The organism is Streptomyces sp. AC627_RSS907, from assembly GCF_019049165.1.
Genome location: NZ_JAGMUE010000008.1, coordinates 135,400 through 155,905, shown reverse-complemented (window position 1 = coordinate 155,905; position 20,506 = coordinate 135,400). Strand labels below are relative to the sequence as shown.

General features: G+C 73.7%; 18 protein-coding genes and 1 pseudogene. 8 read left to right on the top strand and 11 right to left on the bottom strand.

The features are described 5' to 3' along the window. Positions 1–23: 23 nt before the first annotated feature. The 4 genes from KUM32_RS02600 to KUM32_RS02585 form a co-directional block, all read right to left on the bottom strand. Positions 24–1,082, bottom strand: coding sequence for an acyl-CoA desaturase (locus KUM32_RS02600; protein WP_217140102.1), 1,059 nt, complete (start codon positions 1,080–1,082; stop codon positions 24–26). 200 nt (positions 1,083–1,282) lie between these two features. Further along, on the bottom strand, positions 1,283–2,461 hold the full coding sequence (locus KUM32_RS02595; protein WP_217140101.1) for a D-alanyl-D-alanine carboxypeptidase family protein: 1,179 nt from the start codon (positions 2,459–2,461) through the stop codon (positions 1,283–1,285). 174 nt (positions 2,462–2,635) lie between these two features. Further along, positions 2,636–3,775 (bottom strand): transcription termination factor Rho, encoded by a 1,140-nt coding sequence (rho, locus tag KUM32_RS02590; RefSeq protein WP_217140100.1) that lies wholly within the window; start codon positions 3,773–3,775, stop codon positions 2,636–2,638. Positions 3,776–4,137: 362 nt separating this feature from the next. Beyond that, complete coding sequence (locus KUM32_RS02585) at positions 4,138–4,539, bottom strand: nuclear transport factor 2 family protein (protein WP_217140099.1); 402 nt, start codon at positions 4,537–4,539, stop codon at positions 4,138–4,140. Between the two features lie 77 nt (positions 4,540–4,616). On the opposite strand from KUM32_RS02585, the pseudogene KUM32_RS02580 reads away from it, so the two are divergent. Together KUM32_RS02580 and KUM32_RS02575 are read left to right on the top strand one after the other, a co-directional pair. Beyond that, positions 4,617–5,203 (top strand): annotated as a pseudogene (locus tag KUM32_RS02580) (PadR family transcriptional regulator). A 4-nt stretch (positions 5,204–5,207) separates the two neighbouring features. Further along, a complete protein-coding gene (locus tag KUM32_RS02575) occupies positions 5,208–5,933 on the top strand; it encodes a class I SAM-dependent methyltransferase (protein WP_217140098.1) in 726 nt (241 codons plus the stop codon). Positions 5,934–6,312: 379 nt separating this feature from the next. Here the strand turns inward: KUM32_RS02575 and KUM32_RS02570 are convergent, their stop codons facing one another. The 5 genes from KUM32_RS02570 to KUM32_RS02550 all read right to left on the bottom strand — a co-directional run bounded on the left by KUM32_RS02570 (position 6,313) and on the right by KUM32_RS02550 (position 10,552). Further along, positions 6,313–7,281 (bottom strand): acetylxylan esterase, encoded by a 969-nt coding sequence (locus tag KUM32_RS02570; RefSeq protein WP_217140097.1) that lies wholly within the window; start codon positions 7,279–7,281, stop codon positions 6,313–6,315. 216 nt (positions 7,282–7,497) lie between these two features. Then, complete coding sequence (locus tag KUM32_RS02565; RefSeq protein WP_217140096.1) at positions 7,498–8,082, bottom strand: DUF3592 domain-containing protein; 585 nt, start codon at positions 8,080–8,082, stop codon at positions 7,498–7,500. Between the two features lie 593 nt (positions 8,083–8,675). Continuing rightward, the gene (locus KUM32_RS02560) at positions 8,676–9,437 is read right to left on the bottom strand and encodes a ferredoxin reductase (RefSeq protein WP_217140147.1); all 762 of its coding nucleotides are present in this window, start codon (positions 9,435–9,437) and stop codon (positions 8,676–8,678) included. Between the two features lie 7 nt (positions 9,438–9,444). Next, a complete protein-coding gene (locus KUM32_RS02555; RefSeq protein ID WP_217140095.1) occupies positions 9,445–10,050 on the bottom strand; it encodes a sulfite oxidase-like oxidoreductase in 606 nt (201 codons plus the stop codon). 94 nt (positions 10,051–10,144) lie between these two features. After that, entirely contained in the window at positions 10,145–10,552 is a 408-nt protein-coding gene (locus KUM32_RS02550) for a MarR family winged helix-turn-helix transcriptional regulator (protein WP_217140146.1), read from the bottom strand. Between the two features lie 123 nt (positions 10,553–10,675). On the opposite strand from KUM32_RS02550, the gene KUM32_RS02545 reads away from it, so the two are divergent. Continuing rightward, the gene (locus KUM32_RS02545; RefSeq protein ID WP_217140094.1) at positions 10,676–11,737 is read left to right on the top strand and encodes a hypothetical protein; all 1,062 of its coding nucleotides are present in this window, start codon (positions 10,676–10,678) and stop codon (positions 11,735–11,737) included. Positions 11,738–11,908: 171 nt separating this feature from the next. Then, positions 11,909–12,727: a putative protein N(5)-glutamine methyltransferase gene (locus KUM32_RS02540; RefSeq protein ID WP_217140093.1), complete on the top strand. Its 819-nt coding sequence runs from the start codon at positions 11,909–11,911 to the stop codon at positions 12,725–12,727. A 16-nt stretch (positions 12,728–12,743) separates the two neighbouring features. On the opposite strand, the gene KUM32_RS02535 is transcribed toward KUM32_RS02540, so the two are convergent. Then, complete coding sequence (locus KUM32_RS02535) at positions 12,744–14,825, bottom strand: SpoIIE family protein phosphatase (RefSeq protein ID WP_217140092.1); 2,082 nt, start codon at positions 14,823–14,825, stop codon at positions 12,744–12,746. Positions 14,826–15,077: 252 nt separating this feature from the next. Between KUM32_RS02535 and KUM32_RS02530 the strand changes: the two genes are divergently transcribed. The 4 genes from KUM32_RS02530 (at position 15,078) to KUM32_RS02515 (ending at position 19,171) form a co-directional block, all read left to right on the top strand. After that, positions 15,078–15,959, top strand: coding sequence for a hypothetical protein (locus tag KUM32_RS02530; protein WP_217140091.1), 882 nt, complete (start codon positions 15,078–15,080; stop codon positions 15,957–15,959). A gap of 134 nt (positions 15,960–16,093) precedes the next feature. Then, a complete protein-coding gene (locus KUM32_RS02525) occupies positions 16,094–16,462 on the top strand; it encodes a hypothetical protein (RefSeq protein ID WP_217140090.1) in 369 nt (122 codons plus the stop codon). Positions 16,463–16,572: 110 nt separating this feature from the next. Further along, positions 16,573–18,588, top strand: coding sequence for an NADPH-dependent 2,4-dienoyl-CoA reductase (locus KUM32_RS02520; protein WP_217140089.1), 2,016 nt, complete (start codon positions 16,573–16,575; stop codon positions 18,586–18,588). Positions 18,589–18,619: 31 nt separating this feature from the next. Beyond that, a complete protein-coding gene (locus KUM32_RS02515) occupies positions 18,620–19,171 on the top strand; it encodes a PadR family transcriptional regulator (protein ID WP_217140088.1) in 552 nt (183 codons plus the stop codon). A gap of 300 nt (positions 19,172–19,471) precedes the next feature. Here KUM32_RS02515 and KUM32_RS02510 read toward each other — a convergent pair whose 3' ends face one another. Further along, positions 19,472–20,488: a fibronectin type III domain-containing protein gene (locus KUM32_RS02510; protein ID WP_217140087.1), complete on the bottom strand. Its 1,017-nt coding sequence runs from the start codon at positions 20,486–20,488 to the stop codon at positions 19,472–19,474. Between the last annotated feature and the right edge of the window lie 18 nt (positions 20,489–20,506).

The following is a 20,506-nucleotide window of genomic DNA, read 5'->3' as shown; positions in this document are numbered from 1 at the left end:
GGGCTCAGGACCGGGCGCGCGTCTCAGCGGGCCGCGCGCAGCGGCTCCCCGACACTGCGCATGTGACGCAGCGCCTCGCGGTGCGAGGCGAGCAGCCCCGTCTGGTGGTACGGGACGCCCAGCTCGGCGCAGTACCGTTCGGTGATGGCCTGGGCCCTGCCGAGGGCCGGCGTCGGCATGCTGGGGAACAGGTGGTGCTCGATCTGGTAGTTGAGGCCGCCCATGAAGGCGTCGACGAACCAGCCGCCCCGCACGTTGCGGGAGGTGAGGACCTGGCGGCGCAGGAAGTCGAGCCGGGTGCCCTCCTCGATCATCGGCATGCCCTTGTGGTTGGGGGCGAAGACCGACCCCAGATAGATGCCGAACAGGGCCTGGTGGACGGCGATGAAGGCGAGCGCCTTGCCGGGGGAGAGGAGGGTGAACAGGCCACCGAAATACAGCACGAAATGGGCGACGAGCAGCGCCCCCTCCAGTACGGGACGTTTCATGGAAGGGCTGCGCAGCGCCTTGAAGCTGTTGAAGCTCAGATTGAGGCCTTCCAGCGTCAGCAGGGGAAAGAACAAGGCGGCCTGGTGCTTTCCGATGAAACGGGGGAGGCCTTGTGCCTTGCTCGCCTGGCGCCGTGACCACACCAGGATGTCGGGGGAGACGTCCGGGTCCTTCTCCTCGTGATTGGGGTTCGCGTGGTGGCGGGTGTGCTTGTTCATCCACCAGCCGTAGCTCATGCCCAGCAGCAGGTTGGCCACCAGCAGTCCGCCCGCCTCGCTGGGCCGCCGACGGGTGAACACCTGCCGGTGGGCGAGGTCGTGGGCCGCCAGCCCGAGCTGGCCGAAGACGACCGCCAGGGCCACGGCGACCAGCAGCTGGCTCCAGCTGTCCCCGAGGACGAGAAAGGCCGCGACGCCTCCGGCGAGTGCGAGGGCGACGGCACCGAAACGCACCGTGTAATAGAGGGGGCGGCGTCGGAGCAGCCCCGCGTCGGCTATGCGCCGTGACAGTTCGGAAAAGTCGCTTCCCTTTTCGCGTCCCTTTTCCCGTTCGCGTGCGGGAGATGTTTCGACGAGCACCGTTGGATTGGCCATGTACTCCAGTATGTGGACGCTTCCCCGGGCGCAGAATGACGTCTGCCCCCGAAGAAGGGTGGAGGTAGCACCACCCCGGACCCGGGGGTCCCCCGCCCGCCGCGCCCGTCCCCGGCTCGACGCGTCAGCGCGGCGGACCGCTGCGGCCCGGCGACGCCGACGGGGGGCGGCCGGCCCTCCAAAGGGGCGCCGCGACGCCGTCAACTCGCTTCGTCCCGGACGAGTCTGAGCCGCAGGGTCAGCGCGGTGAGGCCGGCGCCGAGCCCGGCGGCGCAGACGATCGCGGCGGTCTCCGGCCAGCCCGGGGCGTCCTGCGCGGGCTTCACCGCCGGGGCCGCCGTGGGCACTGCCTGCGGGCCCTGCCGCGGTCGCGGGGCCGCGGGCTCCAGCGAGCCCACCGGATCGACCCGCCCGGCCGCCTCGAACCCCCAGTCGAGCAGGGCGCGGCTCTCCTCGTACACGGCGAACCCGCCGCCCTCCTGGGGGTTCATCACGGTCACCACCAGGGTCCGCCCGGCACGCTGGGCGGCGGCCACCAGGGTGTTGCCGGCGTTGCTGGTGTAGCCGTTCTTGATGCCGATCAGCCCCGGGTACGGCTCCACGCCGTCCGCTCCGGTGAGCAGCCGGTTGGTGTTCATGATCCCGTACGAGTCCCCGTCCAGGCCGGGGAACATCGCGTCGACCTTGGCGCAGTAGCGCGCGAAGTCCGGGTTGCGCAGCCCCGCCCGGCCGAAGACCGTCAGGTCGTACGCCGACGACACCTGGCCCGGCGCGTCGTAGCCGTCGGGCGAGCGCACGTACGTGTCGCGGGCGCCGAGGGCGCGGGCCTCGGCCTGCATCCGGGCGGCCGTCGCGGTCCATCCGCCGGCGAGCGAGGCCAGGACGTGGACGGCGTCGTTGCCGGAGTTGAGGAAGACGCCGTTCCACAGGTCGGAGACGCGGTAGGTGCGGCCCTCGACGACACCGACCAGGCTGCTGCCCGGACCGACCCCGGACAGTTCGTCCGCGCTGACCTCGTGGCGGATGCCGCCCGGCAGGACCGGGAGCACCGTGAGGGCGAACAGGGTCTTGAGCGTGCTGGCGGGCGGCAGCTTGCGGTGGGCGTCGTGGGCGGCCAGCACCTCTCCCGTGTCCGCGTCGGCGACGACCCAGGACAGGGCCGAGACTTCGGGGACCTCCGGCGCCTCGCGGTGCGGGCGGACCTGTGTACCGGAGCGGTACAGCAGCGACGGCTGCGGCGCCACCGCCCGTGTCCCACCGGGCGGGCCGGGGTCCGGCCGGCCCGCCCGGGCGGCTGCGGCGGGCATGAGCGTCAGCAGCCCCGCCACACAGAGCACACAGGTGGATCGAGCCGATCGGGATGAAAATCCGATAGTCATACCGCAAACGTAGGAAGACGCCCCCGCAACGCCACGCTGCCCGGGCCGAGCCGCACGCGCAAGCACCCGGATGCCGTAAGGGGTCCGTCGTAAGGGATCGGTCGTAGGGATCGGTCGTAGGGATCCGTCGTAAGGGATGCGCGGCCCACGGGCGGATCCGGTCCGCGGGCGGAGTCAGCCGGCCGGCAGGGTCGGCTGGACGCGCCGCAGGAACGTGGCGTTGTCCGGTGTGGCGCGCATCCGCTCCAGCAGCGTCTCCAGGCCGGACTGTCCGTCCCGGGTCTGCAGGGCCCGCCGCAGCCCGCGCACGGCGGTCGACTCCGCGGCGGACAGCAGGAGTTCCTCGCGACGGGTGCCCGAGCCGGTCATGTCCACGGCCGGGAAGACCCGGCGGGAGGCGAGTTCCCGGCTCAGCCGCAGCTCCATGTTGCCGGTGCTCTTGAGCTCCTCGAAGTAGAAGTCGTCGGCACGCGAGCCGGTCTCCACCAGGGCGGTGGCGAGGATGGTGAGGGAGCCGCCTTCCTCGGCCTGCCGGGCGGCACCGAAGAACCGCTTGGGCCCGAGCAGCGCGCCGGCGTCGACGCCGCCGCTGAGGGTGCGGCCGCCGGAGGAGGCGGCGTTGTTGTGCGCCCGGCAGAGCCGGGTGAGGGAGTCGAGGAGGATGACGACGTCCTCACCGGTCTCGACGAGCCGCTTGGCCCGTTCGATGACGAGCTCGGCGAGCGCGATGTGCTGCTTGGCGCTCTGGTCGAACGTCGAGGCGTACACCTCGCCCCGCACCGAACGCCGCATGTCGGTGACCTCCTCGGGGCGTTCGTCGAGCAGCACCACCATGAGCCGGGCCCGCGGGTGGTTGCCGGCGACGGCGGCGGCGATCTGCTGCAGAAGGACGGTCTTGCCGGTCTTCGGCGGGGCCACGATCAGGCCGCGCTGGCCCTTGCCGACCGGGGCGATCAGGTCGGTGACCCGCCCGGTCAGGCCGGCCGCCGGGTGTTCGAGACGCAGCCGCTCGTGCGGGTGCAGGGGCGTCAGGTCGTGGAAGTGCCGTCGGCCCCCCTGCCGGTCGGGCGTGCGGCCGTTGACCCGGACCACGTCGGTCAGGGCGCGCCGGTCACCGCCCACGCCTTCGACCAGGTCGCCCTTGCGCAGGCCGTGACGGCGGATCAGCGCGGGGGAGACGGAGAGGTCGGCCGGCCCGGGCAGGAGACCCGCGCCGCGCAGGTGTCCCTTCCCGCCCGCGTCGACGTCGAGGACACCGTTCGCGACCTCGGCCGGGGACTGCTGCGCAGGGCGGTTTTCGAGTGTGGTGGTCATGGGGTTCGGTCCTTTCACGGACGTGGGCGTGAGGCATGCGGAGGGGAGGGGGAGAGAAGCCGCGCGAGGGGTCGGACGACACGCCTGCGGGCGGTGGGAACAGCACCTCGGGTACGGCGGGGAGAACCCTGCTCACGAGGTTGTGCTGAGAGGATCGGACGCGCCGGTCGCATTGGGACGGGCGGGTCGGCGAGCCGAAGGGGAAAGATGCACCGGCGCCCAGGAATGGGCGTACACAAGTGCTACCCGTACTGTACCACCAGAAGGAGTGACGTGGCGGTGGGTGGGACGGTCCGCGCGTCCCACCCCCTCCGACACGGCCCGTGCCGCGTTTGTTCCGCCGTCCGCACGCCTGGGCGGGTTCAGCCGCCCGAGCGTGCCTGGGCCTCCTCCGCGATCCGCTCGAACTGCGCGGCCATGGCCGCCTGCAGGGCCTGCGCTCCCGACAGCGGCCGCACCATCACGGTGAGTTCGTCGATCCGGCCCGACTCGTCGAGGTGGAGGAAGTCGCAGCCGCTGATCTCGCGGTCGCCGACCCGCGCCCTGAAGAGCAGCGCGTGATCGCGGCCGTCCGCATCGCCGATGACGCGCTCGTAGCGGAAGTCCTCGAAGACGCGGGCGACCGCGCGCAGGATCGCCGCCGTGACCGCCCCGCCGCGGTACGGCTTGAACACGACCGGGCTGGTGAAGACCACGTGCTCGGCCAGCAGAGCTTCGACGGTGTCGAGGTCGTGCGCCTCGACCGCTGCGCGGAATGCCTGCATCACAGCTCCTTATTAAACAATTTTAATAGGTGCGGAATGGGGTGGGTAGCGTAGTGCTTGCTTGCTAGCGTGTCGACATGTCTCTCAAGTACGCCGTCCTGGCCGCCCTGCTGGAGGGCGAGGCCTCGGGATACGAGCTGTCCAAGGTGTTCGACGTCTCGCTCGCCAACTTCTGGCCGGCGACACCGCAGCAGCTCTACCGTGAGCTGGAGCGCCTCGCGGGAGACGGACTCATCGAGGCCCGGACGGTGCCGCAGGAGCGCCGGCCCACCAAGCGGGTGTTCTCGCTCACCAGGGCCGGGCGGGAGCAACTCGACGCCTTCGCCGCCGAGCCGACCAGGCGCCCCACCGCCGTCCGCGACGAGTTCCTGATCAAGATCCAGGCCATGGACGGCGTCGGCCCGCAGCAGGTCCGCGCGCTGGTCGAGGAGCGCAGGGCCTGGGCCCTCGGCAAGCTCGCCCGCTAGAGCGCGTCCGTGAGCGTCTGCTGGACGGCCGCACGGAGGAGGAGCACCTGCGCGAGGCCGACCGCGTCGGCCCCTACCTCACCCTGCTCGCCGGGATCTCGTTCGAGCGGGAGAACGCCCGCTGGTGTGAGCGCGCACTCGCGGTGCTGGAGCAGCGGCGCGCTCCGGCGCGGCCCACCGGCCAGGCCCGGGGCTGACCGCGTGTTCCGCCCCGAAGGCCCCACCCTGCGGGAACTGGCCGTGCAGGCGCTGTCGTCGGTCGAGCGTGGCTACGACCTGCTCGCCCCGAAGTTCGACCACACCCCGTACCGGACACCGGACCGGGTGCTCGACGCCGTGACCTCGGCGCTGGCGTCGAGGGGACCGTTCGACGCCGGACTCGACCTGTGCTGCGGCACCGGAGCGGGCGTGGGCGTGCTGTCCCGGGTGTGCCGGGAGCGCGTGACGGGTGTCGACTTCAGCGCGGGCATGCTCGCTGTCGCGCGCGAGCGCGTCGAGCCCGTGGGTCCGGCGGTCTCCTGGGTGCGCGCGGACGCCCGTGCCCTGCCCTTCGGTCCCGTGTTCGACCTGGTGGTGAGCTTCGGGGCGTTCGGGCACTTCCTGCCCCGTGAGCTGCCGGGCCTGTTCACCCAGGTGCGTTCCGTGCTGCGGCCGGGCGGCCGCTTCGCCTTCCCCGTCGTCGCGCCGCCCCGCCCCGGCTCCCCGGGGTACTGGACGCTGCTGGGCTTCGACGCCGCGATGCGGGTGCGCAACGCGCTGTGGCGGCCGCCGTTCGTCATGTACTACCGCACGTTCCGGCTGGGCGACGTGGGGCGCGAGCTGGCACGCGCCGGTTTCCGTACGGAGCTGCACGCCCTGCCCGGGTTCGGGCGGCGGCCCGACGGCAGCCCGCGCGTCCGGCTGGTCGTGGCCGGGCGCCTGCCGTAGGCCCTGCCGTCACATCCCCGCCCGCGTGCGGCCGCCGACGGGCCCGCTCTCCGCGTGCAGGAGGGGGAGCGCGACGACGGGGCCCCGCGCGCACGCGGACTCAGTGCGCCGCCGGTCGCGTCGACTCGTGGACCGGCACGCCCTGCCGGGCGCCGACAAGGGGGCCCTGATCTCCAGCGGCCGTGTGCACTGGTCGCGCACGCGCCGGACGACCCGGACCGACGGGGTGCCCGTGAGCGGGGTGACGGCGACTGGGTGATGCCGCGTCAGGCCCGCCCCGCGCGTCCGGACTCGGGCCGCCGGAGCTGCGACGGAGCGGTGCCGTCGGCGGGTCCGGGTCCGGGCCCGGACCCGGGTCCGGGACGGCCGGCCCGGCGCCTCAGACGTACGAGCGCAGCCAGCGCAGCTTGGCCGCCTCCTGGAAGGGCCCACCGCCCTCGTGGTCGTTGAAGTCGTACACCTCGATCGCCTTGTCATCGTGCGCCCAGGCGTTGAACGCCGCGAAGACCGTCGAGGGCGGGCAGGTCTGGTCCTCCAGGGCCGCCGAGAACAGGGCGGGCGCCCGGCCGCGTGCCGCGAAGTGCACCCCGTCGAAGTACGAGAGCGTGCGCAGGGCCTCCTCGGTGCGGCCGCGGTGCGTCTTCAGGTAGAGGCCGATCTCCCGGTAGGGGTGCCGGTCGGTGAGCGTGGTCGCACGCGGGAAGTCGCAGAGGAACGGGACGTCCGGAGCGACGGCCGTCAGGTCCGGGACCAGACCGCCGACGGCGATCGTGATGCCACCGCCCTGGCTCCCGCCGAGGGCGACCGTGCGCGCGGCGTCGGTCAGCGGGTGCGAACGGGCCGCCTCCACCGCCCGCACGGCGTCGGTGAAGACGCGGCGGTAGTAGTAGTTCTCGGGTGCGTCCAGGCCGCGGGTCATGAAGCCGGGGTAGGCGGGCGTGCCGCCGACGGGGTCGGCGGTCCCGCCACCGCCGCCCCAGGCGCTGCCCTGGCCACGGGTGTCCATCACGAAGTGCGCCCGGCCCGTGGACGCCCACAGCAGGTGCTCGTGCGGCAGCCCGCGCCCGCCGCCGTAGCCGACGAACTCCACGAGCAGCGGCAACGGCTCGTCGGCCGCGGCGGGCAGCCGCAGCCAGCCCTTCACCGGGTGCCCGCCGAACCCGGAGAACGTCACGTCGTACACGCGCACCGTGGACAGTCCGGTGTCGACCGGTTCGAAGCGGGCGTTCAGCTCGTGCGCGCGGGCCTCCTCGAGCGTCTTGTTCCAGAACGCGTCGAAGTCCTCGGGCTCGGCCGACGCGCTGCGGTACGCGCGGAGCTCGTCGAGCGGAAGGTCGAACAGGGCCATCGAGAACCGCCTTTGCGGAGGGACTGTGCCGGACGATGCGGATGATCACACCGTACGTGAGTGGTCGGAGGTCTCGCCAGGTCCCAGCGGGGTTCTCGACGGCGTTCGATCCGTCGTACCGGCAGGTCAGGGTGGTGGCCTGCTCCTCGTACGCGGAAGCGGGCGACGAAGGGCCGTCGACGGCCGGGCCAGGTGGTCGGGTCACCGGCGCCGTCGTCAGGCCCGGCGGTGCGTCCACTGAGGCTCGGTGAGGGCCCAGTCGCGCTCCCACTCGGCCATCCGGCGCCGCAGGGCGACCCTGCGTACGGCGCAGTGTGCGAGGAGGACCGGCAGCGCCGCACCGAGCGCGGTGAAGACGCCGATGGTGACGCTGTGCTGCCAGACCGTGGAGTCGGCCGCGGGCGGCGGCACGCTCCGGCCACGGGGGTCCAGCCACACGTCGACCGTGTCCCCGGACCGGGTGCCGGCCGGGACACGGGCGGTGGTGCTCTGCTCCGTACCGTCCGGCGTGCTCCATCGGACGGTCGCGCGGTAGGAGTGCTGCGCACCGCCCTCGACCGACGGCAGCGTCTCGGAGGTTCTGCCGACCACGGCGGCGCGGACGTGGTGCCGCTCGGCCCTCTGCTCGGCCACGACGGCCTGTGCCCGGTCGTGGCTCCACCAGGCCGTGGCGGCGCCCAGCAGCGGTGCGCCCAGGAAGAGCAGGACGGCGACCGCCAGTACGGTCCACGCCTCCACGACGTCCGACCGGCGTCGCAGCGGATTGCGCCGCCAGCGCCAGCCGCGCACCCGGGTTCGCATGTCGACCTCCTCGCGATCACCGCGACCGGAAGGCCGGACGGACGGCCGTACGGGGGCGGGGCCGCCGTGTCTCCGCATCGCGTCACGCGTGCGAGTGCCCGCACAGGTCTGGTACCCAGCCCGACGGGCCTCGCCCACGTCGTGCCCCCGGAATACCGGACGGCCACTGCCCGCCGCGGGCCAGGCCCGGCGGGGCATCCGGAGAGCCCGGTCAGCGCCCGGGGCCAGGAAGCCGGCCACGCGCGGAGACGGACGAGCGGCGCCGCCACTCCGGCATCGGGCGGACGCGGTGACGGACGGCCGGGGACCGGCAGGGCGGAGCGCGCCGGGGCCGTGGCCGGTCGCGTGGCCCCCGGCCCCGCGGCGGCGGCACTCCGCGAGCCCGGTGGGGAGCCGGCTGATGGCGGGAGCGGGTGGGGCTGGGCCGCGGGTCCGGGGCCCGGCTGCCGGGGCGGCCCGAGCCGGCGGGGGTGGGCTGTGTGTGAGGGACCCCCACAGCCCACCCCCGCCGGGGGCCGGCTTCCCGTCGACCCGATGGTCAGCCCCCCGGGGGACCACACCGGGCGTGCGTTCGCGGTGCGGTCGCCGGTGGGTCAGCCGAAGCGTTCGATCCGAATGCGGTGCACCGGCTGACCGGCCGCCACCAGCAGCCGTGAGGCGTGCTCCGCGAAGGCGTTGGAACCGCACACATAGGCCTCCCAGCCGTCGGCGGGCGGTTCGGACAGCAGCGGTGCCAGGTGCGCGGCCGTCATCCGACCCACGGGCGTCCCGTCCGGCGCGCTCCGGGTGAACACCGGCGTCGTCTCCGCACCGAACTCGCGGGCGTAGATCAGCTCCTCGGGACTGCGCGCGGACACCAGCAGCCGCAGCGGCACCGACAGCTCCCGCGCCCGGTGGTGCCGCACCATCGACATCAGCGGGACGACCCCGGAACCCGCGCCCAGCAGCAGGGCGGGCCGGTCGCCGGGCCAGGCGAAGAAGCCGCTCAGCGGGCCGCGCACCTCGATCCGGTCACCGGGCCGCGCGACCGTGTGGAACCAGCCGGACACCTCACCGTCCGTGACATGGTCGAGGGTCAGCTCGATGTGCCCGGAGTCGTCCGGCGCGGACGCCAGCGAGTAGTGGCGCTGGGCCACGTACCCGTCCCCGGCGGTCAGCCGCAGCATCAGGTGCTGGCCGGGCAGGTGACCCGCCCAGTCGGGCACCGCGAACCGGAAGGTGGAGGCGCGGGACGTCTCCCGGCGGATCTCGGTGAGCGTGGCCGTCTGCCACGCTCCGGCCACCTGCCCGTCCACCTCGATGCGCCCGGGTACGGCGAACCGCGTCGGGGGAGTGAAGGCCGCTGCCGTGCGCATTGCCGTCTCAGTCACCGGAGTACCGCTGCTCCTCCCAGGGGTTGCCGCGCGCGTGGTAGCCGTTGCGTTCCCAGAAGCCCGGCTCGTCGTGGTCGAGGAGCTCCAGGCCCGCGATCCACTTGACGCTCTTCCAGAAGTACAGGTGCGGCACCACCAGCCGCGCCGGACCGCCGTGCTCGGGGGCGAGCGGCCGCCCGTCGTACTCCCGGACGATCCAGGCGCGCCCGCCGGTCAGGTCCGCGAGCGGCAGGTTGGCGGTGTAGCCGGTGTGCGCGTAGGCGACGGCGTGCGTGGCGGACGGCAGCGGGCGCACCTCGTCCAGGAAGGTGTCCAGGGACACGCCCGTGAACCGCACCCCGAACTTCGACCAGCCGGTCACGCAGTGGATGTCGCCCGCGTACGCCGACGCCGGCAGCCGGTGGGCCCCGGCCCAGTCCCAGGTGCGGGGCTCGGTCACCAGCCCGCCCACGCGGAAGGTCCAGTCGGCGGGCGACAGGTCGGGCGTGACCTCGGCGGACAGCACGGGCCAGTCCTCGCCGGCGTCGTACTGGCCGGGCGGCAGCCCCGGCCGGGCGGCGCGCGGGCGCCCGGTGAAGCCTCGTGTGGTGTTCATGCGAGGGGGCCTTTCGGGCCGCCGTGGAGGGGATGGCCCCCGGCGGCGTGATCAGTGCGTACCCGCTCCACGGTACGTGTTCCCGGGACGGTCCTCAGCCCCGGTCCCCGTCGGACGCGGTGTCCTGCCACGCGTTGTACCGCTCCAGATACGCGGCGAAGCGGACCAGGTCCTCCTCGGGCCAGTCGGTGAGCCGCTCCCGGAAGGCGGTCCGGCGGCTCTCGGTGACCTGGGCCAGGATGCGCCGTCCGGCCTCCGTGAGGTGCAGCACCTGGACGCGGTGGTCCTCCGGGTCGACGCGCCGCTCGACGAGCCCGGTGCGCTCCAGGGCCGCGACCTGACGGCTGACGGTGGACTTGTCCAGGGCGTAGTGGGCGGCCAGGTCGGTGGCCCGGCAGCCGCCGCGCTCCTCCAGATGACCGAGCAGCGTGTACGAGACCAGGGACAGCTCCGGATGCATGCGCCCCGCCGAGGCGCGGGCACGGCGGGCGAAGGCCGTCATCTCCCGCTGGATGGTCTCCACGGCCGTCCCGGCTGTCGTCACGCGTCCTCCTCCACAGTGGTGGTTGTATAGTACAACTTGAAGTGAGAGTTGTATAAGCCAACCATCTGGAGGATGTGCGCGATGAGGTCGCCCGCCCTGCGCCATGTGCTCACGCACCTGATCACCCCCTTGCTGATGTGCGTCGGGATGGGACTCGCGTACATGGGAGCCTTCGTCACCCCCGAGCCGAACCATCTGCCGGTCGCCGTCGTCGGCTCCGGGCCCGAGGTGAAGGTGCTGGCCCAGTCGGTCAAGGACCAGGCCGGTGACGACCTCGACGTACGGACCGTCGCGACCCGCGCCGACGCCGTCGACCTGCTCGAGGCGCGTGACATCACCGGCGCCTACGTGCCCGGCGACAGGGCGCCCGAGGTCGTGGTGGCCACCGCCGCGTCCGACATGGGCGCCATGGCCGTGGAGAAGGTGTTCAGCCCGCTCGCCGAGCGGCAGGGCGTCCCGCTGAAGGTGACGGACGTGGCCGCCCCGGTCGACGACGACCCCACGGGCCAGGGCCTGTTCTTCCTGCTGGTCGCGGTCAGCATCGGCTCCTACGCCTCCGTGGCCGCGCTCGGCGCCGCCGGTGCCGCCCTGCCGATGCGCGCGCGGGCCCTGCTGACCCTCGGTGTCTCCGTCGTCGTCAGCGGTGTCGGCGCCCTGCTCGCCGGACCGGTGTTCCACCTCGCCCACCACGGCCTCGCCGGCCTGTGGGGCATGGCCTGGCTCTACGCCGCGGGCATCCTGTTCATCGGCGTCGGCCTGCACACCTTCCTGAAGCGGTGGACCACACTCACCATGATGGTGCTGTTCGTGATGCTCAACTTCACCAGCTCCGGCGGTCTGTTCCGGCCCGAACTGCAGAACGGCTTCTTCGGCACCCTGCACGCCTTCTGGAACGGCGCCGGGTTCGTCGAGGGCGCGCGCAGCCTGCTGTACTTCGACGGCGACGGCCTCGGCCGCAACGTCTGGACGCTGGTCGCCTGGCTCCTGCTCGGCCTCGTGGTGACGGCGGCGGCCGCCCTCCGGGAGCGGGCCGTGGCCCCGGCGCCGTCCCCTGCGAAGCACGCGCGGCCGCAGGAGCAGACGGCCGTCCCGGCAGCCAGGGAGGAAGCGGACGAAGAGGCCGAGGAGACCGTCGGCGTCTGATCACCGGTGTAGGGTGGCCGTCGGCCGCGGACAGTCCCGGTCGACGGACGCCTGGGAGGTGAGACCCATTACCGCTGTGTCGGCCAGGGCGCTCTCACCTCACGGCAGTGCGGTCACCGCCAACGGGTGACCGTGAGAGCGCCCTTCGGTTCCCGAAAGGCTCTCCGCTCCATGCCCATACCGTTTCCCGGGCCCTCCTCGCGCTCCCCTCTGTCCGCTTTCCCGTCCCGTGACTCCGTCGTGGCCGCGCTGCGCGCCGCGGGCTGTGTCTTCGCCGAGGACGAGGCGGCCCTCCTCGTCGCCGCCGCCCGCACCGCCGAGGAACTGGCCTCCCTGGTGGACCGGCGCGTCACCGGCCTGCCCCTCGAACTCGTCCTGGGCTGGGCCGAGTTCCGGGGCCTGCGCATCGCCGTGGCCCCCGGTGTCTTCGTCCCCCGCCGCCGTACCGAGTTCCTGGTGTCCGAGGCCCTCGCCCACGCGCCGGACGCGGCCGTCGTCGTGGACCTGTGCTGCGGCTCCGGAGCCGTCGGTGCCGCCCTGGCCGCCGCGCTCGACCGGCCCGAGGTGCACGCCGCCGACATCGACCCGGCCGCCGTGCGCTGCGCCCGCGGCAACCTCGCGGACGCCGGCGGCCGGGTGTACGCCGGGGACCTGTTCGACGCACTGCCCGGCGCGCTGCGCGGCCGGGTGGACATCCTCGCGGCCAACGTGCCGTACGTCCCCACCGGCGAGGTCGCCCTGCTGCCCGCCGAGGCCCGCGACCACGAGCCGCTGGTCGCCCTCGACGGCGGCACCGACGGCCTCGACGTGCTGCGCAGGGTCGCCGCCGAGGCGCCGCGCTGGCTCGCGCCCGGCGGCTGCCTGCTGGTCGAGACGAGCCAACGCCAGGCGCCGGCCGCCGTGGACGCCTTCACCCGCGGCGGCCTGACGACCCGCCTCGCGGTCTGCGAGGAGTCGTACGCGCATGTGGTGATCGGCGTCAGGGACTGACACGGCACCCGGTCGGTCACGACGGCGGCGTGGCCCGGGCGATGAGCAGGGCCACGTCGTCGGAGTTCTCCGGCTCGTGCAGGGTGCGCAGGAGCAGGTCGCAGACCTCCTCCAGAGGGCGGTCGGGCCCCTCCAGCACGGCCAGGAGGGTGTCCAGGCGTTCGTCGAGCCGATGCCGGCGTGTCTCCACGAGACCGTCGGTGTAGAGCACCAGCCGGTCGCCCGGCTCCAGGTCGACGCTGGTGGTGGAGAAGGCGACGCCGCCCACCCCCAGCGGCACCCCGGTGGGCAGGTCCAGCAGCTCCGGTGGACGGCCGGCGCGCAGGCGGACCGGCGGCAGGTGCCCGGCGTTGGCGATCCGGCACTGCCGCAGATGCGGGTCGTGGACGGCGTAGACGCAGGTGGCGATGGCCTGGTCCAGGCCTGCCGTGGTCCGGTCGAGGTGCTCCAGCAGGAGCGCGGGGTCGAGATCGAGGGCGGCCAGGGTGGTCGTCGCGGTCCGCAGCCGGCCCATGGAGGCGGCCGCCACGATGCCGCTGCCCATCACGTCGCCCACCACGAGCGCCGTCTTGCAGCCCTCCAGGGGGATCACGTCGAACCAGTCGCCGCCGATCTCACTGGTGGCCTCGGCGGGCTGGTAGCGGGAGGCGACCTCCAGCCCGCCCGTCACCGACGGATGGCTGGGCAGCAGGCTGCGCTGGAGGGTGAGGGCGGAGGTGCGGGCGTTCTGGTACCAGCGGGCGTTGTCGATCTGCAGCGCCGCGCGGGCGGCCAGCTCCCGGGCCAGCAGGAGGTCGTCGTCGTCGAACGGGAGGGGATTGCCGGTCCGCTTGAGGTCCAGGGCGCCGAGCACCTCGCCCCGGGCGATCAGCGGCACGGCCAGGTACGACCGCACCCCCGCCCGGCGCAGCACCTCGGCCGCCTCCGCGGAGCGGGCGATACGGGGCAGGTCCTCCTGCGTCACCCGCGCCACCAGTACCGGCCGGCCGGTGCGCACGCACTCGGTGACCAGGCGGTCCGGGGCGTACCGGGCGACCTCCCCGGGCGGATCGGCCGCGAGCAGGGCCTGCGGGGTGTCGCCCGCCTGCACGGCGAGCGCGCGGATCACCGCGGGCTCGGCCGGACCCAGGGTGCTGGGCCGGCCCTGCACCACGGCCTCCAGCAGGTCCACGGCCGCGATGTCGGCGAGATCCGGCACGGCGACGTCGGCCAGTTCGCGCGCGGTGCGGTCCAGCTCCAGCGTGGTGCCGATCCGCGCGGACGCGTCCGCCACGGCGGCCAGCCGGCGCCGGGCGGCCTCGGCCTCGACGCCCGCCCGGTACTGCTCGGTGACGTCCGCGACCGAGGCGGCCACGCCCAGCACGGTGCCGGCGGCGTCCTCCAGCCGGTACAGCGAGACCGACCAGGTGCGGTCCTCGTCCGGGTCGGCGCGGGTCCGTCCGGTGACGGTCCGGTCGAGGGCCGGCCGCCCCGTTTCCAGTACCCGGCGTGCCGCCGCCTCCACGGCGTCGGCGTCCATCCGCGGCACCACCTCGCGGACCGTGCGGCCCAGGTGCTCCTCGGCGGGGATGCCGTTCATCCTCTCCAGGGACGGGTTGACCGAGACGTACCGCAGATCCGTGTCCAGGACGGCCAGCCCGATCGGGGACTGCCGGATCACCCGCGTGGACAGCGCCACGTCGCGCTCCAGCCGGCGCACGGTCGACTGGTCGGCCGCCAGCCCCAGCGCGTAGACGTCCCCCCGGTCGTCCAGCAGGCGCATGTTGCGGAACTCGACGAGCCGGGTGCCGCCGTCCTTGTGCCGGACGGGGAACGCCCCGGCCCAGCTCCGGCCGGTCTTCATGACCTCGGCGAACAGCTTCACGACCAGGTCGAGATGCCGCTCGTGGACCATGATGCGGGCGGCGTACTGCCCCAGCGCCTCCTGGGCGGAGTACCCGAACAGCTCCTCGGCCTGCGGGCTCCACAGCACGATCCGGCCCTCGCCGTCGAGCACGACCGAGGCCACGTTCAGCACGTCCAGCAGCCCGCTGGGCCGCAGCGGTGCCGGCCCCGACGGCGCGTCGCCCTCGAACCCGGCAGATCCGGCTGCGCTCATCCCATGCCCCGCCTTCGCCGTTGTGCGCGGCACGCCCTTGTGATGCCGGCTCCTTCGTCCTACCGCGTCCCCCGCGTACAGGGCTGTTCCCCCGAGGCCTCGGCCGTCTGCTTCCAGCATCCCCCGGCACGGCGGCGGCCGCCCCACGGAGCACGGCCCGCCCTGCCCATTTTGCTCTGTACATGACTTCCCGGTCGCGCCAGACTGTGCGCCGACCGCGTCCCGCCCGCTCGCCCCCACCGAGGAGCTGCCATGCCCCTGCGCGCCCGCACCCGGCATTGTTGTCACACCGTCCTGACCGGACTCGCCGCCCTCGCCCTCTGTCTGGCGGGCCCGGCCGCGGCGGCCGCCCCCACCGCCGGGACCTGGACCGAGGTGGGCTCCGACCGCGCCGACCCGCTGACCGAGAGCCAGGGCCTGGCCTCCGTCGAGGTCCCGGCCGGCAGCCCCAACCGCTACACCGGCATCGGCACCATCCCGCTGGGCCTCAGCAGCCGCGGCTGGAACCACGTCGGTGACCCCGACGCCTCCTACGACGGCCACTACATCGAGCCGTACCAGCGGGACGACGGGAACACCAAGATGTTCCGCGTGCAGGCGCCCGACGGCCGCTGGTCGGAGTACGTGCACACGCTGAGCGCGGGGGAGGCGCGGAACAACTCCTGGTCCGCCGTCTCCCCGGACGGCCAGTGGATGCTCGCGGGCGAGTGGGGCACCATGAACCGGCTGCTCGTCTTCCCCACCCCCGGTGTCAACCCGGCCACCTCGCCCGCGTCGAACCTCCCGCAGGCGGCCACCGTCCACCTGGACCACGCCGTGCGGGACGTCCAGGGCTGCGACTTCCTCGACGCGACCACGCTGCTGTGCTCCTCCGACGACCCGGCGGGCACCCTCTTCGGCATCACCAAACCGCTGCTCAGGATCGACCTGTCCGCCCCGCCGAACGGCACGGCGGACGTCACCGGCCACGTCACCGCCCTGCGGCAGCTTCCCCTGCGCAGCGCCTGCTCCGGCGGCTTCGAGGCCGAGGGCATCGACTACGACCGCCGTACCGGCACCCTGCGCGTCATCGTCGTGTCGCCGGGCTTCTGCGTCCTGACGGACAGCAAGACCTACCGCTTCACCCAGGGCTGAGGCGGCGAAGCGCGGACCGCGCCGGTAGTGCTCCGCCCGCGGTGGTGCTTTTCTGGGGTTATGGGTGCGGTCTCCAGGGGGCGTCGGAGCGCTCGCGGCGGTGCCGCACCGCGGCCACGAGAGGAGCGATCACGATGGACGGTGAGCGACTGCATCCGGAGTCCGTCTCGGTGGAGCTGAGCGGGTGCAGCAAGGAGGACGCGCGAACCGTGTTCGAGGCCCTGTGCACGTGCTTCTCGTCCGACCGGCGCTCGGACGAGGTGCCCCGGCTCTACGACGACGTGCGTCCCACCGTGTGGCTCGGCACCTTCGACGTGGCCGAGTCCCGCGGCCGGTGCGACCCCGCCCGCCTCGCGGCGTCCGTGGAGGCCGACGTGCAGGGCGGTTACTGGGCGATCGAGCGCTTCCGCACGACGCTGGACTCCCTGTTCACCGTGCACGACCTGAGCACGGCCTCCGGGGACCAGGAACGGGAACTGCACGTACGGCTGGAGAGCCACTGACCGGAACCCATCACGGGCCCGCTGTGTGCGACGCCACCTTATGCAACTAGTTGCAAAAGGTGGTGGCCGTCCTCTACAACAGAGGCACGACACCGCGCACGGAGGGCCCGATGAGCCGCTACCCCCACCTGCTGAGCCCACTCGACCTGGGCTTCACCACGCTGCCCAACCGGGTCCTGATGGGCTCCATGCACGTCGGCCTGGAAGAGGCCGAGCGCGGCTTCGAGCGCATGGCCGCCTTCTACGCCGCCCGGGCGCGAGGGGGAGTGGGCCTGATCGTCACCGGCGGCATCGCCCCCAACGACGAGGGCCGTCCCTACCCGGGCGGCGCCCGGCTCACCACGGAGGCGGAGGCCGGGCAGCACCGGGTCGTCACCGACGCCGTGCACCGCGAGGGCGGCCGGATCGCCCTGCAGATCCTCCACTTCGGCCGCTACGCCTACCACGCCGACCTGGTCGCCCCGAGCCCGCTCCAGGCGCCGATCAGCCCCCACGTGCCCCGCGAGATGACCGACGCCGACGTCGAGCGCACCATCGACGACTACGTCCGCACCGCCCGCCTCGCCCGCGAGGCCGGGTACGACGGCGTCGAGATCATGGGCTCCGAGGGCTACCTGATCAACGAGTTCATCGCGGCGTGCACCAACCACCGCACCGACCGCTGGGGCGGCTCGTACGAGAACCGGATGCGCTTCCCCGTCGAGATCGTCCGCCGGGTGCGCGAGGCGGTCGGCGAGGACTTCATCCTCGTCTACCGGCTCTCCATGCTCGACCTGGTCCCCGGCGGCTCCACCCTCGACGAGGTGATCACCCTCGCCCGGGCCGTCGAGGCCGCCGGAGCCACCATCATCAACACCGGCATCGGCTGGCACGAGGCCCGCATCCCCACCATCGCCACCTCCGTCCCGCGCGGCGCCTACACCTGGGTGACCCGGCGGCTGATGGGCGAGGTGAAGGTGCCGCTCGTCACCACCAACCGCATCAACACCCCCGAACTCGCCGAGCGGTTGCTCGCCGACGGCACGGCCGACATGGTGTCGATGGCCCGCCCGATGCTCGCCGACCCCGACTTCGTCGCCAAGGCGGCGGCGGGCCGCCCCGAGGCCATCAACACCTGCATCGGCTGCAACCAGGCCTGCCTGGACCACACCTTCAGCGGGAAGATCACCTCCTGCCTGGTCAACCCGCGCGCCTGCCACGAGACCGAGCTGGTCCTCGCCCCGACCCGGCGGCGCAAGCGCGTCGCGGTCGTCGGCGCCGGACCGGCCGGGCTGGCCTGCGCGGTGAGCGCGGCCGAACGCGGCCACGAGGTCACCCTGTACGACGCCGCGAGTGAGATCGGCGGCCAGCTCAACGTGGCCCGCAAGGTCCCCGGCAAGCAGGAGTTCGACGAGACCCTGCGCTACTTCCGCACCCAGCTGGGGACACACGGCGTCGACATACGGCTGAACACCCGGGTCGGCGCCGACGACCTGGCCGGCCACGACGAGGTCGTCGTCGCCACCGGCGTCACCCCGCGCACCCCGGACATCCCGGGCGTCGACCACCCCAGCGTCCTCGGCTACCTCGACGTCCTGCGCGACGGCGCCCCCGTCGGCGACCGGGTCGCGATCCTCGGCGCCGGCGGCATCGGCTTCGACGTCGCCGAGTACCTCACCGACGGCGGCGACAAGGCCCACGAGGACCCCGAGACGTACTTCCGCCTCTGGGGCGTCGACATGGACTACCGCGAGGCCGGCGGCCTCGCCGCCCCTGAGCGCCCGGCGCCGCCGCGCACCGTGCACCTGCTCCAGCGCAAGACCTCCAAGGTCGGGGCGGGCCTCGGCAAGACCACCGGCTGGATCCACCGCGCCGAGCTCAGGCACCGTGGCGTCACCATGATCGCGGGCGTGCGCTACGACCGGATCGACGACGCCGGACTGCACGTCACGATCGGCGACGAGTCCACGGTGATCGAGGTCGACACGGTGGTCCTGTGCACCGGCCAGGAGCCGAGCCGCGGCCTGTACGACGACCTGGTCGCCGCCGGGCGCAGCGCGCACCTCATCGGCGGCGCCGACGTGGCCGCCGAGCTGGACGCCAAGCGCGCCATCCAGCAGGGCACCGAGCTGGCGGCGGCGCTGTAGCGGGCGGGTGGGCCGTCCCTAGGATGAGCGCATGTCACTCCCGCACGCGATCCTCACCGCCCTGGTCGAAAAGCCGTCGTCGGGGCTGGAGCTGACCCGCCGGTTCGACAAGTCGATCGGTTACTTCTGGTCGGCGACGCACCAGCAGATCTATCGCGAGCTGGGGAGACTGGAGGCGGACGGCCTGATCCGGGCGCTTCCCGACCAGCAGCCGGCCCGCGGGCAGAAGAAGTCCTACGAGGTCCTGCCGGCGGGCCGCGACGAACTCGCCCGCTGGGCCGCCGCCGCGCAGGACCCCAGGCCACTGCGGGACACGATGCTGCTGCGGCTGCGGGCCGCGGCGGTGGTCGGCACCACCGGCATCGAGGCGGACCTGAGGCGTCACCTGGAGCTGCACGAGCGGCAGCTGGCCGAGTACGAGGAGATCGAGAAGCGGGACTTCCCGCCCGGGAGCGACAGTGCCGAGGACCGGCTGCGGCACCTGGTGCTGCGCGCCGGCATCGACCTGGAGACCTTCTGGACCCAGTGGCTCAGGCACGCGCTGGCGGTGTTCGCCGAGCTGCCCGCCGACGGGCAGGCCTGACGGCGTCGCGGTGGCCCCGGCCGCGCGGAGACGGCACGGCCCCGCAGGGCGGCACGGCCCCGCAGGGCGGCACGGAACCGGGCCGCGGCGACGGCGGCGGTGCCGACGAGCGCGCGCCGCCCGTCACGAGGGCGCCCGCGTCGTGCTCCGTGACGACGACGGCAGGCGGGTACACCCCGTGCGCCGCCGAGAGCGGGAACGCCCCCGCGGCCTCAGGGGCAGTCGGCGGGGCGCGGCCGTGCCCGGAACGCGGAGCGGTACCGCCCGGGTGACCGTCCCCGGCACGCGGCGGGCCGGAGGTCATCCGGGCGGGCCCGTGGTCACCTCCCGTTCCGCCGAGAAGCCGCCCCAGGTGCCGTCGGCCAGCCGGGCCCTGATCCGCACCCGGTGCGTGACGCCGGCCTCCCGCCCCGCGTAGAAGCTGTACTCGGCCCGGTCGCGCGGCGCGTCGCCGCCGTAGACGAGTGACGTCGCCGGCCGGCCGTCCAGGTGGACCTGGTACTCGGTGACCGCGCCGTCCGTGCGCGGCGGGACCCAGGTGAGGTCGATGTGGTACGCCCCGTCGGTGCGGCGGGACGCCGCGTGCAGGGCGGTGGGCGCGGTGGCCCGGCCGTCGTCGGAGCCCGGGGTGGTGAGCCGTACGACGGCACTGGCGGGAGAGAGGTTGTCGGCGGCGTCCCGCGCCCGGACCGTGAAGGAGTAGCGGGTGCCCGCGCGCAGCCCCGTGACGACGGCCGCCGTCTGACCGCCACCGACGCTGTGCACCTTCGTCCCGCCCTGGTGGATGTCGTACGACACCACCCCGCGGTCGTCTCTCGCGGCGGCCCAGGTGAGCTGGACCGCCCGGCTGCCCGCCGCCCGGGCCCGGACGTCCGTCGGGCGCGTCGGGGCGGAGTCGTCGGTTGAGGCGTCGGGGGTGGTCGCCCGTGCCTCGCGGCTGTGCGGCCCGAGCCGGCCGTCGGCGTCGCGGGCCCGCACCGTGAAGGCGTAGGCCGTCGAGGGGCGCAGCCGGGTGATGTCCACCATGCGGTCGGACGCCGGCACCTCCTTCACCACCGCGCCGCCGCGGTACACCGCGTACGTCTCGACCCCGTCGACCGTGTTCCACATGACGTGCACGGTCGTCGCACTGCCCGCCGCGGCGGTGACGCCCGTCGGCGCACCGGGCAGTCCGCCGTCGCCCTCGTCCCCCGTGCCCCAGCCGCAGGAGGTGACCAGGACGAGGACGCCGCAGAGCAGGGCGCAGCGGCGCGGGGCGGCGCCGGAGGCGGGGACAGCGGGAACGGGAGCGGCTACGGGCAGGGGAACGTCTCGCACGGCTCTGCCTCCCGGGGA